The sequence below is a fragment of the Baekduia sp. genome (genome assembly GCF_035318805.1).
GTDB lineage: Bacteria > Actinomycetota > Thermoleophilia > Solirubrobacterales > Solirubrobacteraceae > Baekduia.
This window is the reverse complement of record NZ_DATHDY010000025.1, coordinates 34,411-54,270: the sequence shown is the minus strand read 5'-3', so window position 1 is coordinate 54,270 and position 19,860 is coordinate 34,411. Positions and strand designations below refer to the sequence as shown.

The window sequence follows — 19,860 nt, the reverse complement described above, 5'->3', positions numbered from 1 at the left end:
CACACCGTATACATGTATGCAACGCTCCCGGGGCCGATGTACGACGAGAAGACGGAACACACCTACGACCGCGCGGGGTTCGGCGCGCCCGTCCGCCGCGGTCAGCGGCCGGCCATCCTGGTCGTGGACCTGAGCCGCGGCTTCACCGAGCCGCAGTGGCCCACGGGCGCCGACCTCACCGACGTCGTCGCCGCCACGGCACGGCTCGTGGAGGCCGCCCGGCGCATCGCCGCCCCCGTGATCTACACCACGATCGCCTACGACCCCGCCGAGGCCGACGGGCACGCCTACGCGTGGCTGGACAAGGCCCCGGGCCTGCGCGTGCTGCGCTCGGGATCGGAGCTCGTCGACCTCGATCCACGCCTGCCGCGCGAGGACCGCGACCCGGTGATCGTCAAGAAGGGCGCGTCGGCGTTCTTCGGCACGCACCTGGCGGCCACGCTGACGAGCCTCGGCGCCGACACCGTCGTCGTCTGCGGCGCCACGACCAGCGGCTGCGTCCGCGCCAGCGTCGTCGACGCCGTGCAGTCCGGCTTCCCGGTGCTCGTGCCGCGCGAGTGCGTCGGCGACCGCGCGCAGGGCCCCCACGACGCCAACCTCTTCGACATCGACGCCAAGTACGGCGACGTCATCGACCTCGACGACGCCGTGCAGTACCTCGGCGGGCTCGCGCCCGCGGAGGTCGCGTCGTGAAGGTCGTCCTGCTGCCGGGCGACGGCATCGGGCCGGAGGTCGTCGCCGAGGCCGCGCGCGTCCTGCAGGCCGTCGTCCCCGACATCGAGCTTGCCGAGCACGCGATCGGCGCCGACGCCATCGAGCGCTTCGGCGACCCGCTGCCCGAGGCGACCCTCGAGGCCTGCCGCGCCTCGGACGCGATCCTCATGGGGGCCGTCGGCGCCGGCGACTACGCCTGGTCGGCGCGCAATCCCGAGGACGGCATGTTCGCGCTGCGCCGCGAGCTCGACGTGTACGCCAACCTGCGCCCGTCGGTCGCCGGCGGCATCGACCTGATGATCGTGCGCGAGCTCATCGGCGGCCTCTACTTCGGGGCCCGCGGCACGCGGCCCGACGGCACGGTGTTCGACACCTGCGAGTACCACCCCAAGCAGGTCGAGCGCGTGGTGCGCAAGGGCTTCGAGCTCGCGCGCGCCCGCTCCGGCCGGCTGACCTCGGTCGACAAGGCCAACGTGCTGGCGACGTCGCGCATGTGGCGCGGGATCGCCGAGGAGATGGCCGCCGAGTACCCCGACGTCGCGCTCGACCACCTGCTCGTCGACACGGCCGCGATGCGCCTGGTCCAGGACCCGGGCCAGTTCGACGTGATCGTCACCGAGAACACGTTCGGCGACATCCTGTCCGACATCGCCGCCGCGCTGACCGGCGGCCTGGGCGAGGCCGCATCGGCCTGCCTGGGCGACCAGGCGCCCGGCCTGTTCGAGCCGGTCCACGGGACCGCGCCCGACATCGCCGGCCGCGGGATCGCCAACCCCACGGCCACGATCCGGTCGGCCGCGCTGCTGCTCGAGCACGGGCTCCGGCAGCCCGCCGACGCGCAGCGGCTCAACGACGCGCTGGATCGCGTGGCCGCGCGCGGCGGCACGCCCGACCAGGGCGGCACCTGGACGAGCACCGAGGTGGGCGACGCGCTCGTCGCCGAGCTCGGGTCCACGGAGGAGGTGGGCGGTGTCGGTGCCTAGCGTCGGCGAGGACGCGCGGGCCGACCTCGCGGGGATCGACGCGCAGAGCACGTACGTGCAGCGCGACGGCGTGCGCCTGCACGTCCTCGACTACGGCGGCGATCGCCGGCCGCTGATCGTGCTGCCCGGCATCACGAGCCCGGCCGTGACCTGGGACTTCGTCGTGCGCGAGCTGCGCGACCTCGTGCGCCCAGTCGTGCTCGACTGCCGCGGCCGCGGCCTGTCGGACACCGGTCCGTCCTACGCCGTGGCCGAGTACGCCGCCGACGTCGAGGCGACCGTCGCGGCGCTGGGCCTCGACGCCCCGCTGCTGCTCGGGCACTCGATGGGCGCGCGGATCGCCAGCTACGCCGCGGCGAGCAGCAGCGTGCCGTTCGGCGCCTCGATCATCGTCGACCCGCCGCTCAGCGGCCCGGGCCGCGGCGGGTACCCGACGCCGCGCGCGGCGTTCCTGGAGCAGCTGCACGAGGGTCAGCGCGGCACCAACGCCGACGAGGTCCAGCGCTTCTACCCGCGCTGGCCGCGCCCCGAGCTCGAGGTGCGCGCCCGCTGGGTCGCCAGCTGCGACGAGCACGCGGTGCTCGAGAGCCTGCGCCTGTTCTCCGAGGTCGAGGACTTCTTCACCTGGTGGCCGGCCGTGCCGGCGCCGACCGCACTGATCTATGGCGGCGCGAGCCCCGTGGTCACCGCCGACGGGGTCCGGGAGGCCGCCGCGGCCAACCCCGCGGCCACCGTCCACGAAGTGCGGGGAGCCGGTCACATGGTTCCCTGGGACGAGCTCGACGCCTTCATGGCGGTCGTCCGTCCCCTGCTGGCAGCACACGTCTGAACGAGCAACGAGGAGAGAGAGTCACCCATGCGCGTCCCCACCTTCGTGGAAATGTGTCGTGACGAGCTAGCGCTCTGCGGCATCGTGGAAGGCAGCACGGTGGCCGTGCTGTCCCAGGGCCACCAGCGGTCCGACTACGTCGATTCGTTCCTCGCGGCGGCCGACCAGCTCGGCGCGACGGCGCTCAACGTGAACCTCCCGCACGTCGGCGGGAGCCTCGACGGCGACGTCGGCACCTGGGAGGTCGGCGAGACCCCGCTGGCTGGCAACCGTCCCGCGATCGAGGCGCTCAAGGGCGTCGACCTCGTGGTCGACACGATCTTCCTGCTCTTCTCCAAGGAGCAGCTCGAGATCCAGGCGTCGGGCACGCGCGTGCTGCTCTGCATCGAGCCGATCGAGCACATCCGCGCGATGGCGCCGTCGCAGCGGCTGCGCGAGCGGGTCGAGGCCGGAGCGGAGCTGCTGGGCAACGCCAAGGAGCTGCGCTTCACCAACGAGGCCGGCAGCGACATCACCTACAAGCTGGGCGCCTACCCGGTCATCACGCAGTACGGCTACACCGACACGCCGGGCCGCTGGGACCACTGGCCGTCGGGCTTCCTGTTCACCGGCGGCGCCGACGACGGCGTCGACGGCAAGGTCGTGATCGCCCCGGGCGACATCATCTTCCCGTTCAAGTCCTACGTGCAGACCCCGATCGAGCTGACGATCGAGCAGGGACGCATCGAGCACATCGGCGGAACGGTCGACGCCGACCTGCTGCGCGAGTACATGGCCTCGTTCAGGGACCCCGACGCCTACGGCATCGCCCACATCGGGTGGGGGATGCTCGAGACCGCCCAGTGGTCGATCCTCGCGACCGACCGGCGCGGCATGGGCATGCACGGCCGCTCGTTCTACGGCAACGTCCTGTTCTCCACCGGCCCCAACGGCGAGCTCGGCGGCCCGAACGAGACGCTCTGCCACGTGGACGTGCCGATGCGCAACTGCACGCTCTACCTCGACGACGAGCCGATCGTCGTGGACGGCGACGTCGTCGTCGAGTCCCTGAAGGCCGACGACCTCCCGGCGCGGGTCTGACCATGAGCCCGACCGACGCGGCACGGACGTTCCCGAGCCCCCACTCCGTCGAGACGCCGCCGGGCGCCGAGGGCTGGCAGGAGCTGTACCCGTACTACACGCTGCTCAGCGACGCCACCAAGGACGAGGAGGAGCGCGAGCTCTGGTTCTTCGACGGCATGCACAACCCGTCGGCGATCTACCCGTTCGACACCATCATGACCGAGAACTGGTGGGTTGCGTGCAACCAGCTCACCACCCGCGTCTGGCAGATCCCGCCCTCGTGGGGCATCGACCACCGCATCATCAACGGGTACCTGTACATCAGCCCCCGTGGCGTCTCGGACCCCCAGCAGATCGCCGAGCGCGCCGAGCACTTCGCGCGCCGCGCCGGCCACTACTACACCAACTGGGACGAGATCTACGACAACTGGATCGCGAAGGCCGAGGACTGCATCGGCCGCCTCAAGGCGATCGAGTTCACGCCGCTGCCCGACCGCGAGAAGGAGGAGCACGTCACGAGCCACCGCGGCCTGTACAGCTCCTACGACCTCCTCACGTCGTACGACCGCCTGATCGAGAACCTCTTCGAGATGGGCGCCTACCACTTCGAGATGCTCAACCTCGGCTACGGCGCCTATCTGACGTTCAAGGAGTTCTGCCAGCAGGCGTTCCCGGGCATCACCGACCAGACGGTCGCGCGCATGGTCGCGGGCATCGACATCCTGCTGTTCCGGCCCGACGACGAGGTCCGCAAGCTCGCGCGCCTGGCCGTCGAGCTCGGGCTCGCCGACCTCGTGCGCGACACCGCCGACGCCGACGCGCTGCTGGCCGCCATCGGCGCGGCCCCGCGTGGCGACGAGTGGCTGAAGGCCCTCGAGGAGGCCAAGGACCCGTGGTTCTGGTACTCGACCGGCGCCGGCTACACGCACACCGACCGCGCCTGGATCGACGACCTGCGCCTGCCGTTCACGGCCATGCGCGGCTACATCGACAAGCTCGAGGCCGGCGAGGACATCGCCCGCCCGCTGGAGCGCGTGCTCGAGGAGCGCACGCGCATCACGGCCGAGTACCGCGACCTGCTGGCCACCGACGGCGACCGCGAGGCGTTCGACGACCTGGTGCAGCTCGCCCGGACCGTCTACCCCTACGTCGAGAACCACAACTTCTACGTGGAGCACTGGCACCACTCGATCTTCTGGTCGAAGGTGCGCGAGCTCGGCGACGTGTTCGTCGCGCACGGCTTCCTCGCCGACCGCGAGGACATCTTCCTGCTGCATCGCAACGAGATCCACTCGGCGCTGTACGACCTGATCGTGGGCTGGGCCGCCGGCACCGGCGGGCGCGGGCCGCACTACTGGCCGCCGATCGTCGAGGGCCGCAGGGCCAAGTTGGAGGCGTTGCGCGGCTGGACCCCGCCGCCCGCGCTCGGCACGCCGCCGGAGGCGATCACCGAGCCGCTGACGATCATGCTCTGGGGCATCACGACCGAGAGCGTGCAGGAGTGGCTGGGCGCGTCGGACCCCGACGCGCTGGAGCTGCGCGGCGTCGCCGCGTCGCCGGGCAAGGCCCGCGGGCCCGCCCGGGTCGTGACCGATCCCGAGCAGCTGCACGACGTGCAGCGCGGCGACATCCTCGTCTGCCGGGTCACGGCGCCCAGCTGGGCGCCGGTGTTCTCGCGGCTGGGCGCCGCGGTCTCCGACGTGGGCGGCATCATGGCCCACACCGCGATCGTCTCGCGCGAGTACGGCCTGCCGGCGGTCGTCGGCACCGGCTACGGGACGCAGACCATCAAGACCGGGCAGATGATCGAGGTCGACGGCGACACCGGCATCGTCCGCATCCTGGAGGAGGGAGCGGTATGACCACGGCGCTGCGCACGGTCGTCTGGATCGACCGGCCCGAGGGTGCCGGTGCCGAGCTGCTGGGCGGCAAGCTGGGCAGCCTCGTGGAGATGACGGAGGCCGGTTTCGACGTGCCGCCGGCGTTCGGCATCACCACCGACGCGTTCACCGTGTTCGCCGAGAGCATCGACCTGCAGCGGATCGTCAAGGAGCGCTGCGCCGGCCTCGACCTCGACGACCTCCAGGCCGTCGAGCGCGTCAGCGCCGAGCTGGCGAAGGTCATCGAGGAGGCGGAGCTGCCGCGCCGGCTGGTGGCCGACATCACCGCGGCCTACGAGCAGCTCGAGCAGAAGACCGGCACGCCCGGCCTCCCGGTCGCCGTCCGCTCCAGCGGGGTCAGCGAGGACCTCGAGGGCGCGAGCTTCGCCGGGCAGTACGACACCTACCTCTGGGTCTGCGGCATCGACGACGTGCTGGCCAACGTGCGGCGGTGCTGGTCGGGCGTGTTCGGCCCGCAGGTGCTGACCTACCGCCCGCAGGACGGCGTGCCGGTGGTCGACGGCGAGACGCTGCCGGGCATGTGCGTCGGCGTGCAGCAGATGGTCCAGGCCCGCGCGGCCGGCGTCATGTTCACGCTGGATCCGCTGAACGGCGACCGCTCGAAGATCGTGCTCGAGGGCTGCTGGGGGCTCGGGGAGGGCGTCGTCAAGGGCGACGTCACGCCCGATCGCTTCCGCGTCGACAAGGTCACGCTCGAGCTGCTGGCCAGCGAGATCGGCGTCCAGGCGCAGGAGTACGGCTTCGACGAGGCGACCCGCGAGGTCGCCCTGCTGCCGGTCGAGCCACAGCGGGGCGAGCGCCCGTGCCTGAGCGACGAGGAGGTCGTCGCGATCGCCGAGCTCGGCAAGCGCATCGAGCGCCACCGCGGCGTGCCGATGGACATGGAGTGGGCCGTCGACCAGGACGGCCGGCTGCACCTGCTGCAGGCGCGCCCCGAGACCGTCTGGGCGGGCAAGCCGGTCCGCTCGGTCACCGGTGAGGCCGGCGGCGGAGCCGTCGACCGCGTCGTGGCGAAGTTCCTGAGCTTCGGAGGCGGGACGGGCCAGTGAAGGCCGCGCCGTTCGAGTACGTCAAGCCGGCCACCGTCGACGAGGCGCTGCTGGCGCTCGACGAGCACCTGGGCATGGCGCGGGTGCTGGCCGGCGGGCAGAGCCTCGTGCCGATGCTCGGCATGCGGCTGATGCGGCCGTCGGCGCTGGTGGACATCAACGGCCTGGGCGAGGAGCTCGGGCAGATCGAGGCGCGCGGCGCCGAGACGGTCATCGGCGCGCTCGTGCGCTACGCCGACATCGAGACCTCGCCGGTCGTCTCCGAGCGCCTGCCCCTGCTGCGCCACGTCGTGCGGTTCATCGGCGACCGCCAGGTGCGCAACCGCGGCACGATCGGCGGGGCGCTGGCGCAGGCCGACCCCACCGGCGAGATGGCCCTCGCCTGCCTGGTGCTCGACGCGACGATCGTCGCCTGCACGCTGGAGGGCGAGCGCGACATCCCGGCGGCCGAGTTCTTCGCCGGGTCCTACGCGAGCGTGCTGGAGGCCGAGGAGCTGCTGGTCGCCGTCCGCTTCCCGCCGGCGCCCGACCACTGCCGCTTCTTCGAGCGCGGCCGCAAGCACAACGACTTCGCCGTCCTCAGCGTCGCGGCCGCCGGCAGCGTCGGCGAGGACGGCGCGTGGACCGGCGTGCGGCTCGCGCTCGGCGGCGTCAACGACCGCCCGATGCTGGCCGCGGCCGCCGCGGCGGCGCTCGAAGGCCGCCGCTGGGACGACGACGTCATCGACCACGCGGCCGCGCTGGCCATGGAGGTCGTCGACGCGCCCGACGACGTGCGCGCCGGCGCCGCCTACCGAGAGCACCTCGTGCCGATCCACGTCCGGCGGGTCCTGCGCGAGCTCGCCCACCGGGAGCGGCGATGAGCGAGCACCTCGACATCACCGTCACGGTCAACGGCGAGGCCGTCGAGCAGCGCGTCGAGGCGCGCATGCACGCGGCCGACTTCCTGCGCCAGACGCTCGGCCTCACCGGCACGCACGTCGGCTGCGAGCAGGGCGTGTGCGGCATGTGCACCATCTTGGTCGACGGGCAGGCGGTCAAGGGCTGCCTGATGCTCGCGCCGCAGCTGCACGGCTGCGACGTGCGGACCGTCGAGTCGCTGGCCGTCGACGACCGGCTGTCGCCGCTGCAGCAGGCGCTCAAGGACGACCACGCGCTGCAATGCGGCTTCTGCACGCCGGGCTTCCTGATGACCGCCACCGCGCTGGCCCGCCAGAACCGCCGGCTCAGCCGCGAGGAGATCCGCGAGGAGCTCGCCGGCGTGCTGTGCCGCTGCACCGGCTACGACCACATCGTGGACGCCGTCGAGCGCCACCTCGCCGAGAACGCGGAGGCGCACGTCGATGGCTGAGGCCAGCCCGAAGGAGCGCGAGGCCGCCGAGCCCGCCGTCAGGGACGGCGGCATCGGCGCGTGGGTCCCCCGCAAGGAGGACGACCGCCTGCTGCGCGGCGACGGCCGGTTCACCGACGACGTCGACCTGCCGCACACGCTGCACATGGCGGTGCTGCGCTGCCCGTTCCCGCATGCCCGCATCGGCGCCGTGGACGTCTCCGACGCCGAGCGGCTTCCGGGCGTCCGCCAGATCCTCGTGGGCGGCGACATCGCGCGGCTCACCCAGCCGATCACCGTGCTGCGCCCCGTGCCCGGCGTGCCGGACCTGCGCTTCTTCGCGCTGGCCCAGGACGTCGCGGCCTTCGAGGGCCAGCCGGTCGTCAGCGTCGTGGCGAGCAGCCGCGCCGTGGCCGAGGACGCGCTGGACCTCATCGACGTGGACTTCGACCCGCTCCCCCACGTCAGCGACGTCGTCGACGCCGTCGAGCCGGACGCGATCGTGCTGCACCCCGACGTCCTGCCGTCCAACCTCGTCGCGGTCAACCCGCAGGGCAAGGGCGACCCCGACGCGAAGCTGGCCGAGGCCGACGTCGTCGTGAGCGACCGTTTCCGCATCAACCGCGTCACCGGCCTGCCGATGGAGGGCCGGGCGATCCTGGCGCAGTGGCGCCCGGGCGCGCGCGAGCTGACCGTCCACGCCTCGACCCAGGTGCCGCACCTCGTGCGCAAGCAGCTCGCCGAGTCGCTGCGCCTCGACGAGGGCGAGATCCGCGTCATCGCCGCAGACGTCGGCGGGGCGTTCGGCCTCAAGCTCGGCGTCTACCCCGAGGACGTGCTCGCCTGCCTGCACGCGATGGCCCTGCGCCGACCGGTCAAGTGGGTCGAGGACCGCCTGGAGCACTTCCGCGCCACGACGCACGGCCGCGAGGCCGTGCACGACTTCACCATCGGCGCGATGGCCGACGGCACGATCACCGCGATGCGCGACATCTACACGACCGACCTCGGGGCCTACAACTCGCCCTTCGGCTCCGCGCAGCTGTCCAGCGTGGTCTTCACCGGCCCCTACGACGTGCCCGACGGGTTCGTCGAGCGGCGCGTCGTGCTCACCAACAAGACGCCGATCGGCGCCTACCGCGGCTACGGCCAGCCGGAGGTCAACTTCGCCCGCGAGCGGCTGATGGATCGCCTGGCCCGCCGGCTGGGCATCGACCCGCTTGCGCTGCGCCTGCAGAACATGATCGCGCCCGAGGACCTGCCCTACGCCAACGCGGGCGGCGCGATCTACGACAGCGGCGACTACCGCCAGGCGCTGCAGATGGCGGCCGACGCGATCGGCTACGAGGAGTTGCGCGCACGCGGCTCCGGACCGCGTGAGGACGGGCGCCTCGTCGGCGTCGGGCTCTCGTCGTTCGTCGAGCGCACCGGCTACGCCAGCTCCAAGTTCCTGGCCGGCCGCGGCTCGCAGTACGGCGCGCACGAGAGCGTCACCCTGCGGGCCAACCGGTCGGGCGGCATCGACCTCTACACGGGCGTGTCGACCTTCGGCCAGAGCAACGAGACGGCGTTCGCGCAGGTCTGCTGCGAAGTGCTGGGCATCGCCTTCGACGCCATCAAGGTCCACGCGGGCGACACGAGCTCCTCGCCGCTGAACACCGGCGCGTTCGCCTCGCGGACGATGATCGCCGCGGCCGGGGCGCTGGAGAAGGCGTCGCGCGAGCTCCGCGGCAAGGTCCTGCGGATCGCGGCCCACCTGCTCGAGGTGGCCGACCCCGAGGAGCTCGAGATCGCCGGCCACACGGCGCGCCACCGCCGCGACCCGGCCAGGGAGGTCCCGCTCGCGCGGGTCCACCTGGTCGCGATCACGGGGCAGGGCCTGCCGCCCGGCGAGGAGCCGGGGCTGGAGGTCACGGCGCACTTCGAGCCCGACGCCGCCGCCTACGCCTACGGCAGCGCGGCGGCCGTGGTGTCCGTCGATCCGGAGACCGGCGACTTCGACATCGAGCGCTTCGTCATGGTCCACGACTCCGGCCGCATCGTGAACCCGAAGGTCGTCGAGGGCCAGGTGCAGGGCGCGCTGGCCCAGGGGTTCGGCGCCGCGCTCACCGAGGAGCTGCGCTACGACCCCGAGACCGGCCAGCTCGTCAACGGGACGATGATGGACTACTTCGTCCCCACCGCCGCCGATCTCCCCGAGGTCGAGCTGCTGCACACGGAGGTGCTTTCGCCGGTCACCCCGTTCGGCGTCCGCGGCGTGGGCGAGAGCGGCACGATCCCGCCCGGCGCGACCGTCGCCAACGCGATCTGCGACGCCCTCGCCGACCTCGGCGTGGACCTCACGAGCCTGCCGCTCACCCCGGAGCGCGTCTGGCGCGCCGTCCATGAGGCACGCAACCCAAGGGAGACCGCATGAAGGTCCAGGAGTCCTTCGTCATCACCGCGTCGCGCGAGCGGCTCTGGGCGTTCCTCGAGCAGGTCGACCAGGTCGCCCAGTGCGTGCCGGGCGTCGACACGGTCGAGCAGATCGACGCCGACAACTCCAAGGTGCGGGTGACGCAGGCCGTCGGACCGATGACCGCGACGTTCGACATCAAGATGCGCGTCACCGAGCGCGAGCCACTGGAGCTGATGCGGTTCACGACGGTGGGCCGGGCGGTCAAGGGCGCCGTCGGCAACGTCCGCGCCACCAACACGGTGCGGCTGAGCGACGTCGCGGAGGGCACGCGCGTCGACGTCGAGGCGGACCTCGCGATGGGCGGCGTGCTGGGCTCGGTCGGCCAGAAGGTCGTGACCAAGCAGGTCGGCCAGGTCACCAGGGCCTTCGCGGCGGCGCTGGAGCGGTCGATCAAGGGCGAGGCGCCCCTGGCGGCCACCGCCGCGGTGGCGCCGGCCCGGGCGAGCCGCCGCGCGCGCAACGGCACCGCGCCGGCGCCGGAGGTCGGCGCCGCCGCTGCGCGTGCCGCCGCCGCGGCGCCCGCACCGCTCGACGGAGCCCCCGTCTCGGCCTGGCAGCGCCCGGAGATCCTCACGGCGCTGATCACCCTCCTGGCGGCCGTCCTGGGCTTCGCGGCCGGCCGCTCCACCCGACGCTGAGGCCGGGCCACGACCACTGACCTCTCGCGGCGCGCCGATCGCGCCGCCACTCCCCGACGAAGGACCCCAACATGAGCGTGAGCACCCCTCAGCGCGTGGGCCTGATCGTGCCCTCCTCCAACACGACGATCGAGACCGAGATCCCCGCCATGCTCTCGCGGGCGGGCCTGGAGCGCCCTCCGACGTTCCACTCGAGTCGCGCCGTGCTGCACAACGTCGACGCCGAGTCGCTGGAGCGCATGGTCGCCGACAGCGACCGCTGCGCGCGCGAGCTGTCGGACGCGCACGTCGACGTGCTGGTCTACGCGTGCCTGGTCGCGCTCATGGCCAGCGGGAAGCGCGCGCACGAGCGCGTCGAGGAGCACCTGGCCCGGGTGGCGGCCGAGAACGGCTCGCCCGCGCCGGTGCTGAGCAGCGCCGGCGCCCTGGTGCGCACGCTGCAGGGCCTCGGCGCCGAGCGCATCGCGATCATGACGCCGTACATGCCCGCGCTGACCGATCTCGTCGGCGCGTACCTGGCCGACTACGGCTTCGAGATCGCCGGCGCCGTGAGCCTCTCGGTGCCCAACAACCGCGACGTGGCGGCGCTCGACCCGCACGGCCTGCTCGGCCACGCCCGCACGCTCGACCTCGACGGCGTCGACGTCCTCGTCGCCTCGGCCTGCGTGCAGATGCCGTCGCTGGCGGTCCTCGACGACCTCGAGGGCGAGCTCGACCTGCCGGTGATCTCCGCCGCGACCGCCACGACCGCCGAGCTGCTCGACGTGCTCCACCTTCCCCGCGCCATCCCGGGCGCCGGCGGCCTGCTCATGACCGGCGAGTCCGGCACGGCCAACGCGGCCTGAGCGGGCGTCCGCGCGGCCGGCGCGGGCGTCGGTGGCGCTCAGCTCGGACGTGGCCGGGTGGGCGTGCGTGGATCGGGCGCAGCGCCAAGGCCGTCCGCGCCGGACGCCACGGGCGCCTGCGCCACCACGCCTCGCCGCCCCCAACGCAGAAAAGCCCCCGGCCTCGCGGCCAGGGGCCCTTCTCGCTTTCCGCGACCGGACGTCGGAGCGGCGGCGGGTGGTGCCGCCGCCGCCCCGAGCCGGCCTCAGTAGGTCGGTGGCAGGGTGGTCGTCGCCCCCGGGGTCACGGGGACCCGCCCCAGGGCCTCGGCCTCGTCGGCCTGGCGGGCGATGGCGTCGTCGTAGCCGTCGCTGCCGTAGTTGTCGACGTCCCAGAAGGTGGCGTCCAACCCGACGAGCTCCTCCTCCTCGGTGACCCGCAGCCCGGTCGTCTTCTCGAAGAACAGGCAGATCAGGAGGCACGGGATGCCGGCGATGGCCATGTCGACGGCGACGCCGGCCAGCTGCATCCACGGCGTGATCTCCGCGTGCCCGAGGGCGTAGTTGCCCTCCAGCCCGGGGTAGCCGCCGGTCTTCGTCCCCCAGGCGATGAAGCCCGTCGCGATCGCGCCGACCACTCCCGGCCCGAGGGCCAGCGGCACGACCTTCGGCTCGTCGATGCGCATCCGGCGCAGCAGCGCGGCGGTGGCCAGCGCGACGACCGGGCCGAAGAGCGACAGCAGGAGGACCTGCCAGGGCTTGCCGACGTCGAACAGCGTGCCGCAGATGACGGCGCCCGACAGCGGCCCGAGCAGCGCCCAGAGCGGCTCACGCCGGCGGTAGGCGATGATCGCGCCGCCGATGCCGCCGCCGATGAAGGCGGCGAAGATGTTCGTCAGCACGATGCCAAAGCCCGACTCGGTGAACGAGATGCCGTAGAAGCCCTGCTCGGGGATGATGAAGCCCGACGACAGCGCGATGAACGGCAGCGCGAACATGATGATCAGGACGCCGGCGGCCACGAGCCCGACGTTCTGGGCGGCGGGCGCCGTGCCGCTGGGGTGCGGATCGAAGGCGCCGAGCCGGGGCTTGAGCCGCCAGCTCAGGACCGCGACCCACGTCCCGGCGAAGATGTACAGCGGGAAGATCCCGTCGAAGTCGTGGGTGCCGTGGTTGGTCAGCGGCCCGACGGGGCCCCAGCAGAAGTACGCCACCAGCGGCGACAGCACGAGCCCGATGATCGCGGCCATCGTGTAGAGCGGCGCGGGCTTCATGCGCTCCATGGCGCCGGTGTGGATCAGCGCCAGGGTGCCCATGGAGAACGCGACGAAGAACACCAGGAAGATCTGCAGGACGTCGGCCTCCGGCAGGATCTTCGGGTCGATCTGACCGGCGAAGTGCGTCTGGAACTGGCCGCCGATCCACCAGTCCTTCAGCGCCTGCCCGAGCGGGTGTGGGATGCCGAAGGCCTGGTTGAACTGCCAATTCCAGATCCCGTATCCGACGACGAGCGTTCCACCGCCGGCGACCAGGGACGAGACCAGCTTCTGCACCCACGTGTCCAGCGTGTTCTTGCGACGTACCAGCCCGACGTCGATGAAGCCGAGGGCCAGGATGACCAGGACGACGCTGACCGCGCCGACCGAGTAGAGCAACGACAACAACAGGTTGTTGGTGGTCAGCTGCTCTTTGATGAACGGCATGAATCCTCCTCAGGAACGGACGATCCCGTCGCCGGAGGGCGACGGTGAAACTGCTTCTCCCCCTCGGCCGACCCTGTGCCGTGAGGTCTCCCGCACACCCGCATACTGTATACTTGGATGCAGGAGTCCGTCAACCGTGGCGCCTCGCGCGCCGGTGCTCTTGGGGGAGAGGAGAGAACCGCGGTGAACGTTTCAGCGAACCTCGTCGAGCTCTGCGTAATCGAGGGGCACCGCCGTTGAGCGGGCTGGTGGACGTCGAACCCGGGTGGCGCGCGCTGCCCGCGGGCCGCGAGCTCAGCCCCGAGCTCCTGCGGCTGCGCGAGGAGGCGTTCGCGTGGCTGGAGCCCTATTACGATCGCGTGCACCTCACGCGCGCGGCCGACTGGATGCTCGTCCTCGCGCCCGACGCGCCCGAGCACCTCGTGCTCGCCGCGCTGATGCACGACCTCGAGCGCTCGGTGCCCGGCGGGCCGAGCCTCGACAAGGCCAACACGTCCTGGGACGACCTCGCCTACAACACGGCCCACACGCACCGGTCGGCCGAGGTCGTCTCCGGCTGGCTGCGCGACCACGGTGCGCCGCCGTCCTTCGTGGACGGCGTGCAGCAGCCGATCCGCGAGCACGAGTTCGGCGGCTCGCCCGAGGGCGACCTCATGCAGGCGGCCGACTCGATCTCCTTCCTGGAGGCCAACGGCGACCTCGTCACCGGCTGGGCGCTGCGGGGCGAGTGCACGGTCCAGAAGTCCGAGGAGAAGCTCCGCTGGATGTACGAGCGCATCCGCCTGGAGCGCGCCCGCCGGTGGGCGCTGCCGTACATGGAGCGCTCGATCGACCAACTGCGCCGCGCCGCGGCAGGGGAGCAGCAGCGATGACCCAGATCGACGAGCCGAAGGTTCGGCACCGGCTTCGGGACCAAGACCATCAAGACGGGTCAGCTGGTGCGGGTCGACGGCAACCAGGGCACGGTCACGATCCGCGAGGACTGACCGCGGCCAGACCGTCGAGGAAGCGCAGGGCGGCGCGGGCGCTCTCCAGCCGCCAGGACAGCAGGATGCGGTCGAAGCCCTCGGCCGCGTCCATGCGCTCCTCGACGCGTCGCTCGATCGCGCCGTAGGCCTCGGCCTGCGCCGCGGCCAGCGGCGTCGCGTCGCGCCCGCGGCGGTCGAGGAACAGCAGCTTGAGCAGCAGGAGGTAGCGCGCGTCGCGCACGTGCTCGACCGGCTCGTCGAGCCACGCATCGACGCGGGCGCGCGCCGCGCCCGTGGCGCCGAAGACGGTCTTCGGCGGCCCGGTCGAGCTTCGGCGCGTGCCGAGGTCCTCGACGAGCCCGAGCTCCGTCAGGCGTCCCAGCGCGCGGTAGACCAGCGGGCGCGGGACCGACCAGACCCGGCCGACCGGGCCGTCGGGCCCCAGCGCCTGGGCGAGCCCGAAGCCGTGCGCGGGCTCCTCGTCGCAGAGGGCGAGGACCGCCCACTCACCGGGGCTCAGGTCGCCGGTCGCCCGGCTCATGCCGGGGCGGCGGCCAGCGGGCGGGCGTGGATCGTCCCGGTCGCCGCGGAGAGCCGCCCGCCGGCGCGGCCGTTGCGCAGGGCGACGAGCTCGCCCATGATCGAGATCGCCGTCTCGGCGTCGGTGGTGCCGCCCAGGTCGAGGCCCACCGGCGCGGCGATGCGGTCGATCTGCGCCTCGCTGAGCCCGCGATGGCGGAGGCGCTCGCGGCGCTCGGCGGTCGCGCCGCGGCTGCCCATCGCGCCGACGACGCCGGCGCCGGAGCGCAGCGCGAGCTCGAGCGCGACGTCGTCGATCTTGGGGTCGTGGGTGAGCGCCGCGACGGCGGTGGCGCGGTCCAGGCCCCCGAGCTCGACGACCGCCTCCTTCGGCCAGGCGACGACGATCCGCTCGGCGTCGGGGATCCGCTCGGGCGTCGCGAAGCGCGCGCGGGGATCGACGACGAACGGCCGCCAGCCCGCGACGCGCGCCAGCGCGCAGAGCGCCTGGGCGACCGGGACGGCGCCGAACAGGATGAGGCGCGGCGCGGGGGCGACGACATCGACGAACAGCCCGGCCCCGTCGTGGCTGCGCAGCTCGGAGCGCTCGTCCCACACCAGGTCCAGCGCGGCGGCGCGGGCGGCGGCGGCGAGCGCCGGCTCGTCTTCGAGGTTGCCCTCCACGGCGCCGTCGGGGAGGACGAGCAGCCGTCGGCCCTCCGCGGCGCGGGAGCGGTCCTCGTCGCTGACGACGGTCACGAGCGCGGCGCGCGCGTCGGCGCGGGCGAGCTGCGCGAAGCGCGCGGGGAGACCGGCCGGGTCGGCGTCCCAGGGGGCGACGTGCACGTCGATCAGCCCGCCGCAGGGCAGGCCCACGGCCCACGCCTCGTCGTCGGCGATGCCGAAGCGCGCGACCTGGGCGCCGGCGCCGGCGAGCACCTGCGTGGCGAGCTCGACGACCGAGCCCTCGACGCACCCGCCGGAGACCGCGCCGGCGATCTGGCCCCGCGCGTCGACCGCCATCTTGGCGCCGATGGGGCGGGGCGCGGAGCCGTGCGTGGCGATGACGGTCGCGACCGCGGCCGGGCGTGCTTGCAGCGACCATGCGTCGAGCTGGGCGAGGACGTCCTTCATACGCGGATGGTAGTCACAGTGTGACTACCGCGCAAGCCGCGCCAGGACGTTCAAGAGCGGCTGAGCGGGTCCGACGACCGGTCGCGTAGGGTCCCAGGCAGATGGCGCGTGACGACGTCCGCTCCCACCGCACGGCGGCGCGCTACGACCGCATCGGCGCGTCGTACGCGCGCACGCGCCACCCTGACCCGGCGCTGCGGGCGCTGATCGAGCGCGAGCTGGGCGACGCGCGCACGGTCGTCGACGTCGGGGCAGGGACCGGCTCCTACGAGCCCCGGGACCGCCACGTCGTCGCGATCGAGCCCAGCGACGTGATGGCCGCCCAGCGGCCGCGGGAGCTCGCGCCGGCGATCCGGGCCACCGCGGGCGACCTGCCGCTCCGCGACGGCAGCGTCGACGCGGCGCTCGCGGTGCTGACCGTCCACCACTGGGACCGCGAGCGCGAGCGCGGCGTGCGCGAGCTGCGGCGGGTGGCCCGCGGGCCGGTGGTCATCGTGACGTTCGACCCGGCGGTGAGCGCGCGCATGTGGCTGCCGGCCGACTACCTGCCGGAGGTCGCCGAGCAGGATCTGCGCGACTTCCCCTCCATGGAGCAGCTCGCCGCGTGGCTCGGGCCGGGGACGCGCGTCGAGCCGTTCCCGATCCCGCGCGCGACGCCCGACTGGACGTTCGGCTCGCTGTGGGCCCATCCCGAGCGCGTGCTCGACGAGCAGGTCATCGCCGGGACCTCCGGCTTCGCCCGGCTGCCGCCGCAGGCGCGCGACCGCGCCGTCGAGGCCGTGCGCCGCGACCTGCGCAGCGGCGCGTGGGACGAGCGCCACGGGCACCTGCGCGCCCTGGACGCCTACGACGCGGGGATGCGCGTGGTCGTCCACCACGCCGCAGCCGGCGCCGGCGGCGGCTGACCCCGGCTGACCCCGGCCGGCCTACCTCCGGCGCAGCGCCCCGTCGACCGCACGCCGCAGGAACGGCGCCAGCGTCGTCGCGAACACCGGCGTGAAGTGGTCGGCGTCCTTGAACACCAGCGCGCCGCCGACGACGGGAAGGCAGGCGCGCGCGTCGCAGAACAGCGGCGAGAAGTCCAGCAGCCGCACGCGCGGCGACCGCAGCCCGAGTGCGGCGGCGGCCTGCGCGTCGCGCTGCAGGCCGTACCGGCGGGGCACGGCGCACGCGGGCCCGGCCGGCCGGCCGGCGTCCATCGCCTCCTGCACGCACGCCTGCGTGGCGCGGCCCATCATCGGCGTGTCGCGGATCACCAGGATCCGCATGACCGTGGGAGGCAGCGCGCGCCATGCGGCGAGGTAGCCCTGCTGCTTGAGCGCGAAGGCCTTGTCGCCGCGGGCGCCCGCGACGCGTCCGCCGGCGTGGGCGGCCACCAGCACCGTGTGCACCTCGGGATGGCGGCCGAACCAGTCGACCACCTGGCGGTTCCACTGGGCGCAGTGCGAGCGCACCGGCGCGACGGCGTCGGGCGCGACCGTCGAGAACGGGCAGCCGGTGCGCGTGATCGAGAGGCCTTGCCAGCGACGCGCCTGCGCCACGACGTCCAGCGCCGGGCGCCAGTGCGACGCGTGGCTGTCGCCGAGCACCGCCACGGACGCGGCCGCGCGCGAGGGCGGCGTCCCGAACGCGCAGACCCGCAGGCGCTGGTCGCGCTCGATGACCCGGCAGGGCGCGTTGGGCAGGCCGCGCGCCTGGATCGGGGTGGGGACGACGCGCGTGCGCAGCGCCGGGTTGTCGCACGGGCGCCGCGGATCGCGCGCCGCGGCGCCGAAGCAGCGCGGGTGCTGCTGCAGCACGGCGCGGGTCGTCTGGGCGTCGCGGGCGACGCGCACGTCCACGTACGCCGAGCCGGCCAGCGTGACCCCGACCACCGCGGCGGTGGCGACTCCCGCGAGCGCGAGCGTCCGGCGCGGCGCGCGCCCCACCAGCACCGGCGTCCTGCGCACCGGATCCTCGACGAGCACCTTGGTCAGCCACGCGGCGCCGAGGGTCAGGGCCAGGATCGCCACCGCGGTCGCGTCGCCGACCGCGTGCCCGAGGGCGAACGGCGCGAGCACCAGCAGCGGCCAGTGCCACAGGTAGATCGAGTACGAGAGGTCGCCGAGCACCTGCAGCGGCCTGAGGCGCAGGAGCGGCGTCGGCGCCCACCGCGTGGCCGGCAGGCCCGCGGCCAGCACGGCCAGCGCGCCGCCGACCGGCAGCAGCGCCGCCGAGCCGGGAAACGGTGTCCGCTCCGTGAAGGCAAGCGCCGCCAGCACGACGGCGCCGATCCCGGCCCACGACAGCAGCGCCCGGAGGGCGGGTCGCGCGCCGCCGCGGCGGCCGGGCACCAGGGCGAGCAGGCCGCCGGCGCCGAACTCCCAGGCCCGCGTCGGCGTGGCGAAGTAGGCGACGGCCGGGTCGGTGGCGGTGAGCACGATGCCGCAGCCGAGGCTCAGCAGCGTGACGGCACCCAGCACGATCCCGACCGTTCGCCGCGCCGGCCGCACGCGCACCCCGCGGCGCGCCGCCACCACGCCCAGCAGCACCAGCAGCGGCCACACGACGTAGAACTGCTCCTCGGCCGACAGCGACCAGAAGTGCCGGACCGGGGACGGCCCGTCGCCGGCGGCGAAGTAGTCCACCGCCGTCGAGGCCAGATGCCAGTTCTGCACGTAGACCGTGCCGGCCCGCAGCTCGGCGAAAAACTGCGCCCACGCCGTCACCGGGACGAACGCGACGGTCGCCGCCGCGCAGGCGAGCACGACGACCAGTGCGGCCGGCAGCAGGCGCCGTGCGCGCCGTGCCCAGAACGCCGGCAGCGACACCGACCCCGAGCGCTCGGCCTCGCGCAGCAGCAGTCCGGTGATCAGGTAGCCCGAGATCACGAAGAACACGTCCACGCCGACGAACCCGCCCGGGACCGCCCCGGGCCACAGGTGGAAGAGGACGACGAGCATCACCGCCAGGGCTCGCAGCGCCTGGATCTCCTCGCGGCGGCGGTGGCGCGGCGTCGCCCGCGTCTGCGCGGGCTCAGGTGCGACCGACCGTGGCACGGCGAGCGTGGTCACGCCACCGGCGTACCCGTGCATACGCCCTACCGCACGGTGCTTGAGCCCGAGGCCGCTGCTGCCGAAGGACGTTCGTATGTGTCCTGCCGTTCGTACGTCCGTCTCGTCGCTGCTCGCAGCGCTCGTCGTCCTCGCGACGGCGGCCGGCGCCTCCGCGGCCGCGCCGTCGCGCGTCCTGGTACTCGGCGACTCGCTCGCCGTGGGCCTCGAGCCCTATCTCGGGACCATGCTGCAACCCAGCGAGGTCCTGTGGGACGCGCGTTCGGGCCGGACCACGCCGCAGGCGCTCCCGCTCCTGCGCGCGCGCCTGCGCGAGGAGACGCCGCGGACGGTCGTCCTCAGCCTCGGCACCAACGACGGCTCGGACCCGCGGCGCTTCGCCGACCGCATCCGCCGCGCGCTGGCGGCGATCCCGGCCGGCGTCTGCGTCGTGTGGGTCGACGTCAACCGCCCGCCGCGCAAGGGAAGCTACGTCGCGCTGAACCAGGTGCTGCGCGACGCCGCGCGCAAGGACCCGCGGATGGTCGTGGTCGACTGGGACCGCGCCGTGCTCACCGGACGCGTCACGCTGCCCGACGGGCTGCATCCAGATCCCGCGGGCTTCCGCCTCCGCAGCCGGCTCGTCGCCAACGCGGTCGCCCACGGCTGCCGCGCCCGGCCGTCTTAGATCAGGCCCGAACCCGGGCGCCCCGAGC

18 protein-coding genes are annotated in these 19,860 nt (G+C 73.6%); 14 read left to right on the top strand and 4 right to left on the bottom strand.

The genetic code is table 11. The annotated features are described in order from the left end of the window. Positions 1-36: 36 nt before the first annotated feature. The 11 genes from VK501_RS06340 to VK501_RS06290 all read left to right on the top strand — a co-directional run bounded on the left by VK501_RS06340 (position 37) and on the right by VK501_RS06290 (position 11,809). A complete protein-coding gene (locus VK501_RS06340) occupies positions 37-693 on the top strand; it encodes an isochorismatase family protein (protein WP_324335770.1) in 657 nt (218 codons plus the stop codon). Next, the gene (leuB, locus tag VK501_RS06335) at positions 690-1,697 is read left to right on the top strand and encodes a 3-isopropylmalate dehydrogenase (protein ID WP_324335768.1); all 1,008 of its coding nucleotides are present in this window, start codon (positions 690-692) and stop codon (positions 1,695-1,697) included. Before VK501_RS06340 ends, leuB begins: the two co-directional genes overlap by 4 nt. Continuing rightward, a complete protein-coding gene (locus VK501_RS06330) occupies positions 1,684-2,526 on the top strand; it encodes an alpha/beta hydrolase (RefSeq protein WP_324335766.1) in 843 nt (280 codons plus the stop codon). The genes leuB and VK501_RS06330 overlap by 14 nt, the downstream gene beginning before the upstream one ends. A 27-nt stretch (positions 2,527-2,553) precedes the next feature. After that, positions 2,554-3,606, top strand: a complete 1,053-nt coding sequence (locus VK501_RS06325; protein WP_324335764.1) for a 2,5-dihydroxypyridine 5,6-dioxygenase — start codon at positions 2,554-2,556, stop codon at positions 3,604-3,606. 2 nt (positions 3,607-3,608) lie between these two features. Beyond that, a complete protein-coding gene (locus VK501_RS06320) occupies positions 3,609-5,450 on the top strand; it encodes a PEP-utilizing enzyme (protein WP_324335763.1) in 1,842 nt (613 codons plus the stop codon). Further along, positions 5,447-6,538 carry a PEP/pyruvate-binding domain-containing protein gene (locus VK501_RS06315; protein ID WP_324335762.1) on the top strand — a complete coding sequence of 364 codons (1,092 nt, stop codon included), beginning with the start codon at positions 5,447-5,449 and terminating at the stop codon, positions 6,536-6,538. Before VK501_RS06320 ends, VK501_RS06315 begins: the two co-directional genes overlap by 4 nt. Continuing rightward, on the top strand, positions 6,535-7,401 hold the full coding sequence (locus VK501_RS06310; protein WP_324335760.1) for a xanthine dehydrogenase family protein subunit M: 867 nt from the start codon (positions 6,535-6,537) through the stop codon (positions 7,399-7,401). The genes VK501_RS06315 and VK501_RS06310 overlap by 4 nt, the downstream gene beginning before the upstream one ends. After that, a complete protein-coding gene (locus VK501_RS06305) occupies positions 7,398-7,889 on the top strand; it encodes a (2Fe-2S)-binding protein (protein WP_324335758.1) in 492 nt (163 codons plus the stop codon). The genes VK501_RS06310 and VK501_RS06305 overlap by 4 nt, the downstream gene beginning before the upstream one ends. Beyond that, on the top strand, positions 7,882-10,284 hold the full coding sequence (locus VK501_RS06300; protein ID WP_324335756.1) for a xanthine dehydrogenase family protein molybdopterin-binding subunit: 2,403 nt from the start codon (positions 7,882-7,884) through the stop codon (positions 10,282-10,284). The genes VK501_RS06305 and VK501_RS06300 overlap by 8 nt, the downstream gene beginning before the upstream one ends. Then, complete coding sequence (locus VK501_RS06295; protein ID WP_324335754.1) at positions 10,281-10,964, top strand: CoxG family protein; 684 nt, start codon at positions 10,281-10,283, stop codon at positions 10,962-10,964. The genes VK501_RS06300 and VK501_RS06295 overlap by 4 nt, the downstream gene beginning before the upstream one ends. A gap of 71 nt (positions 10,965-11,035) precedes the next feature. Further along, the gene (locus VK501_RS06290) at positions 11,036-11,809 is read left to right on the top strand and encodes a hypothetical protein (RefSeq protein ID WP_324335752.1); all 774 of its coding nucleotides are present in this window, start codon (positions 11,036-11,038) and stop codon (positions 11,807-11,809) included. A 245-nt stretch (positions 11,810-12,054) separates the two neighbouring features. Here the strand turns inward: VK501_RS06290 and VK501_RS06285 are convergent, their stop codons facing one another. Continuing rightward, the gene (locus VK501_RS06285) at positions 12,055-13,491 is read right to left on the bottom strand and encodes a hypothetical protein (RefSeq protein WP_324335750.1); all 1,437 of its coding nucleotides are present in this window, start codon (positions 13,489-13,491) and stop codon (positions 12,055-12,057) included. Positions 13,492-13,739: 248 nt separating this feature from the next. On the opposite strand from VK501_RS06285, the gene VK501_RS06280 reads away from it, so the two are divergent. Further along, positions 13,740-14,363 (top strand): hypothetical protein, encoded by a 624-nt coding sequence (locus tag VK501_RS06280; RefSeq protein ID WP_324335747.1) that lies wholly within the window; start codon positions 13,740-13,742, stop codon positions 14,361-14,363. Positions 14,364-14,457: 94 nt separating this feature from the next. Here VK501_RS06280 and VK501_RS06275 read toward each other — a convergent pair whose 3' ends face one another. Beyond that, positions 14,458-15,000: a PadR family transcriptional regulator gene (locus VK501_RS06275; RefSeq protein WP_324335745.1), complete on the bottom strand. Its 543-nt coding sequence runs from the start codon at positions 14,998-15,000 to the stop codon at positions 14,458-14,460. Beyond that, positions 14,997-16,112: an XdhC family protein gene (locus tag VK501_RS06270; protein WP_324335743.1), complete on the bottom strand. Its 1,116-nt coding sequence runs from the start codon at positions 16,110-16,112 to the stop codon at positions 14,997-14,999. The genes VK501_RS06275 and VK501_RS06270 overlap by 4 nt, the downstream gene beginning before the upstream one ends. A 101-nt stretch (positions 16,113-16,213) precedes the next feature. On the opposite strand from VK501_RS06270, the gene VK501_RS06265 reads away from it, so the two are divergent. Then, positions 16,214-17,017: a class I SAM-dependent methyltransferase gene (locus VK501_RS06265; RefSeq protein ID WP_324335741.1), complete on the top strand. Its 804-nt coding sequence runs from the start codon at positions 16,214-16,216 to the stop codon at positions 17,015-17,017. Positions 17,018-17,038: 21 nt separating this feature from the next. Here VK501_RS06265 and VK501_RS06260 read toward each other — a convergent pair whose 3' ends face one another. Continuing rightward, positions 17,039-19,186: an acyltransferase family protein gene (locus VK501_RS06260; RefSeq protein WP_324335739.1), complete on the bottom strand. Its 2,148-nt coding sequence runs from the start codon at positions 19,184-19,186 to the stop codon at positions 17,039-17,041. A 55-nt stretch (positions 19,187-19,241) separates the two neighbouring features. Here VK501_RS06260 and VK501_RS06255 point away from each other — a divergent pair, with 55 nt between their 5' ends. Continuing rightward, on the top strand, positions 19,242-19,832 hold the full coding sequence (locus tag VK501_RS06255; protein ID WP_324335737.1) for a GDSL-type esterase/lipase family protein: 591 nt from the start codon (positions 19,242-19,244) through the stop codon (positions 19,830-19,832). The last annotated feature ends 28 nt before the right edge of the window (positions 19,833-19,860 follow it).

Bases quoted from the DNA above. Each gene is read 5' to 3' on its own strand.
- VK501_RS06255 (WP_324335737.1), top strand. From the start codon at position 19,242: ATGTGTCCTGCCGTTCGTACGTCCGTCTCGTCGCTGCTCGCAGCGCTC.
- VK501_RS06300 (WP_324335756.1), top strand. From the start codon at position 7,882: ATGGCTGAGGCCAGCCCGAAGGAGCGCGAGGCCGCCGAGCCCGCCGTC.
- VK501_RS06265 (WP_324335741.1), top strand. From the start codon at position 16,214: ATGGCGCGTGACGACGTCCGCTCCCACCGCACGGCGGCGCGCTACGAC.
- VK501_RS06295 (WP_324335754.1), top strand. From the start codon at position 10,281: ATGAAGGTCCAGGAGTCCTTCGTCATCACCGCGTCGCGCGAGCGGCTC.
- VK501_RS06290 (WP_324335752.1), top strand. From the start codon at position 11,036: ATGAGCGTGAGCACCCCTCAGCGCGTGGGCCTGATCGTGCCCTCCTCC.
- VK501_RS06340 (WP_324335770.1), top strand. From the start codon at position 37: ATGTACGACGAGAAGACGGAACACACCTACGACCGCGCGGGGTTCGGC.
- VK501_RS06305 (WP_324335758.1), top strand. From the start codon at position 7,398: ATGAGCGAGCACCTCGACATCACCGTCACGGTCAACGGCGAGGCCGTC.
- VK501_RS06320 (WP_324335763.1), top strand. From the start codon at position 3,609: ATGAGCCCGACCGACGCGGCACGGACGTTCCCGAGCCCCCACTCCGTC.
- VK501_RS06275 (WP_324335745.1), bottom strand. From the start codon at position 15,000: ATGAGCCGGGCGACCGGCGACCTGAGCCCCGGTGAGTGGGCGGTCCTC.
- VK501_RS06285 (WP_324335750.1), bottom strand. From the start codon at position 13,491: ATGCCGTTCATCAAAGAGCAGCTGACCACCAACAACCTGTTGTTGTCG.
- VK501_RS06325 (WP_324335764.1), top strand. From the start codon at position 2,554: ATGCGCGTCCCCACCTTCGTGGAAATGTGTCGTGACGAGCTAGCGCTC.
- VK501_RS06270 (WP_324335743.1), bottom strand. From the start codon at position 16,112: ATGAAGGACGTCCTCGCCCAGCTCGACGCATGGTCGCTGCAAGCACGC.
- VK501_RS06315 (WP_324335762.1), top strand. From the start codon at position 5,447: ATGACCACGGCGCTGCGCACGGTCGTCTGGATCGACCGGCCCGAGGGT.
- VK501_RS06260 (WP_324335739.1), bottom strand. From the start codon at position 19,186: ATGCACGGGTACGCCGGTGGCGTGACCACGCTCGCCGTGCCACGGTCG.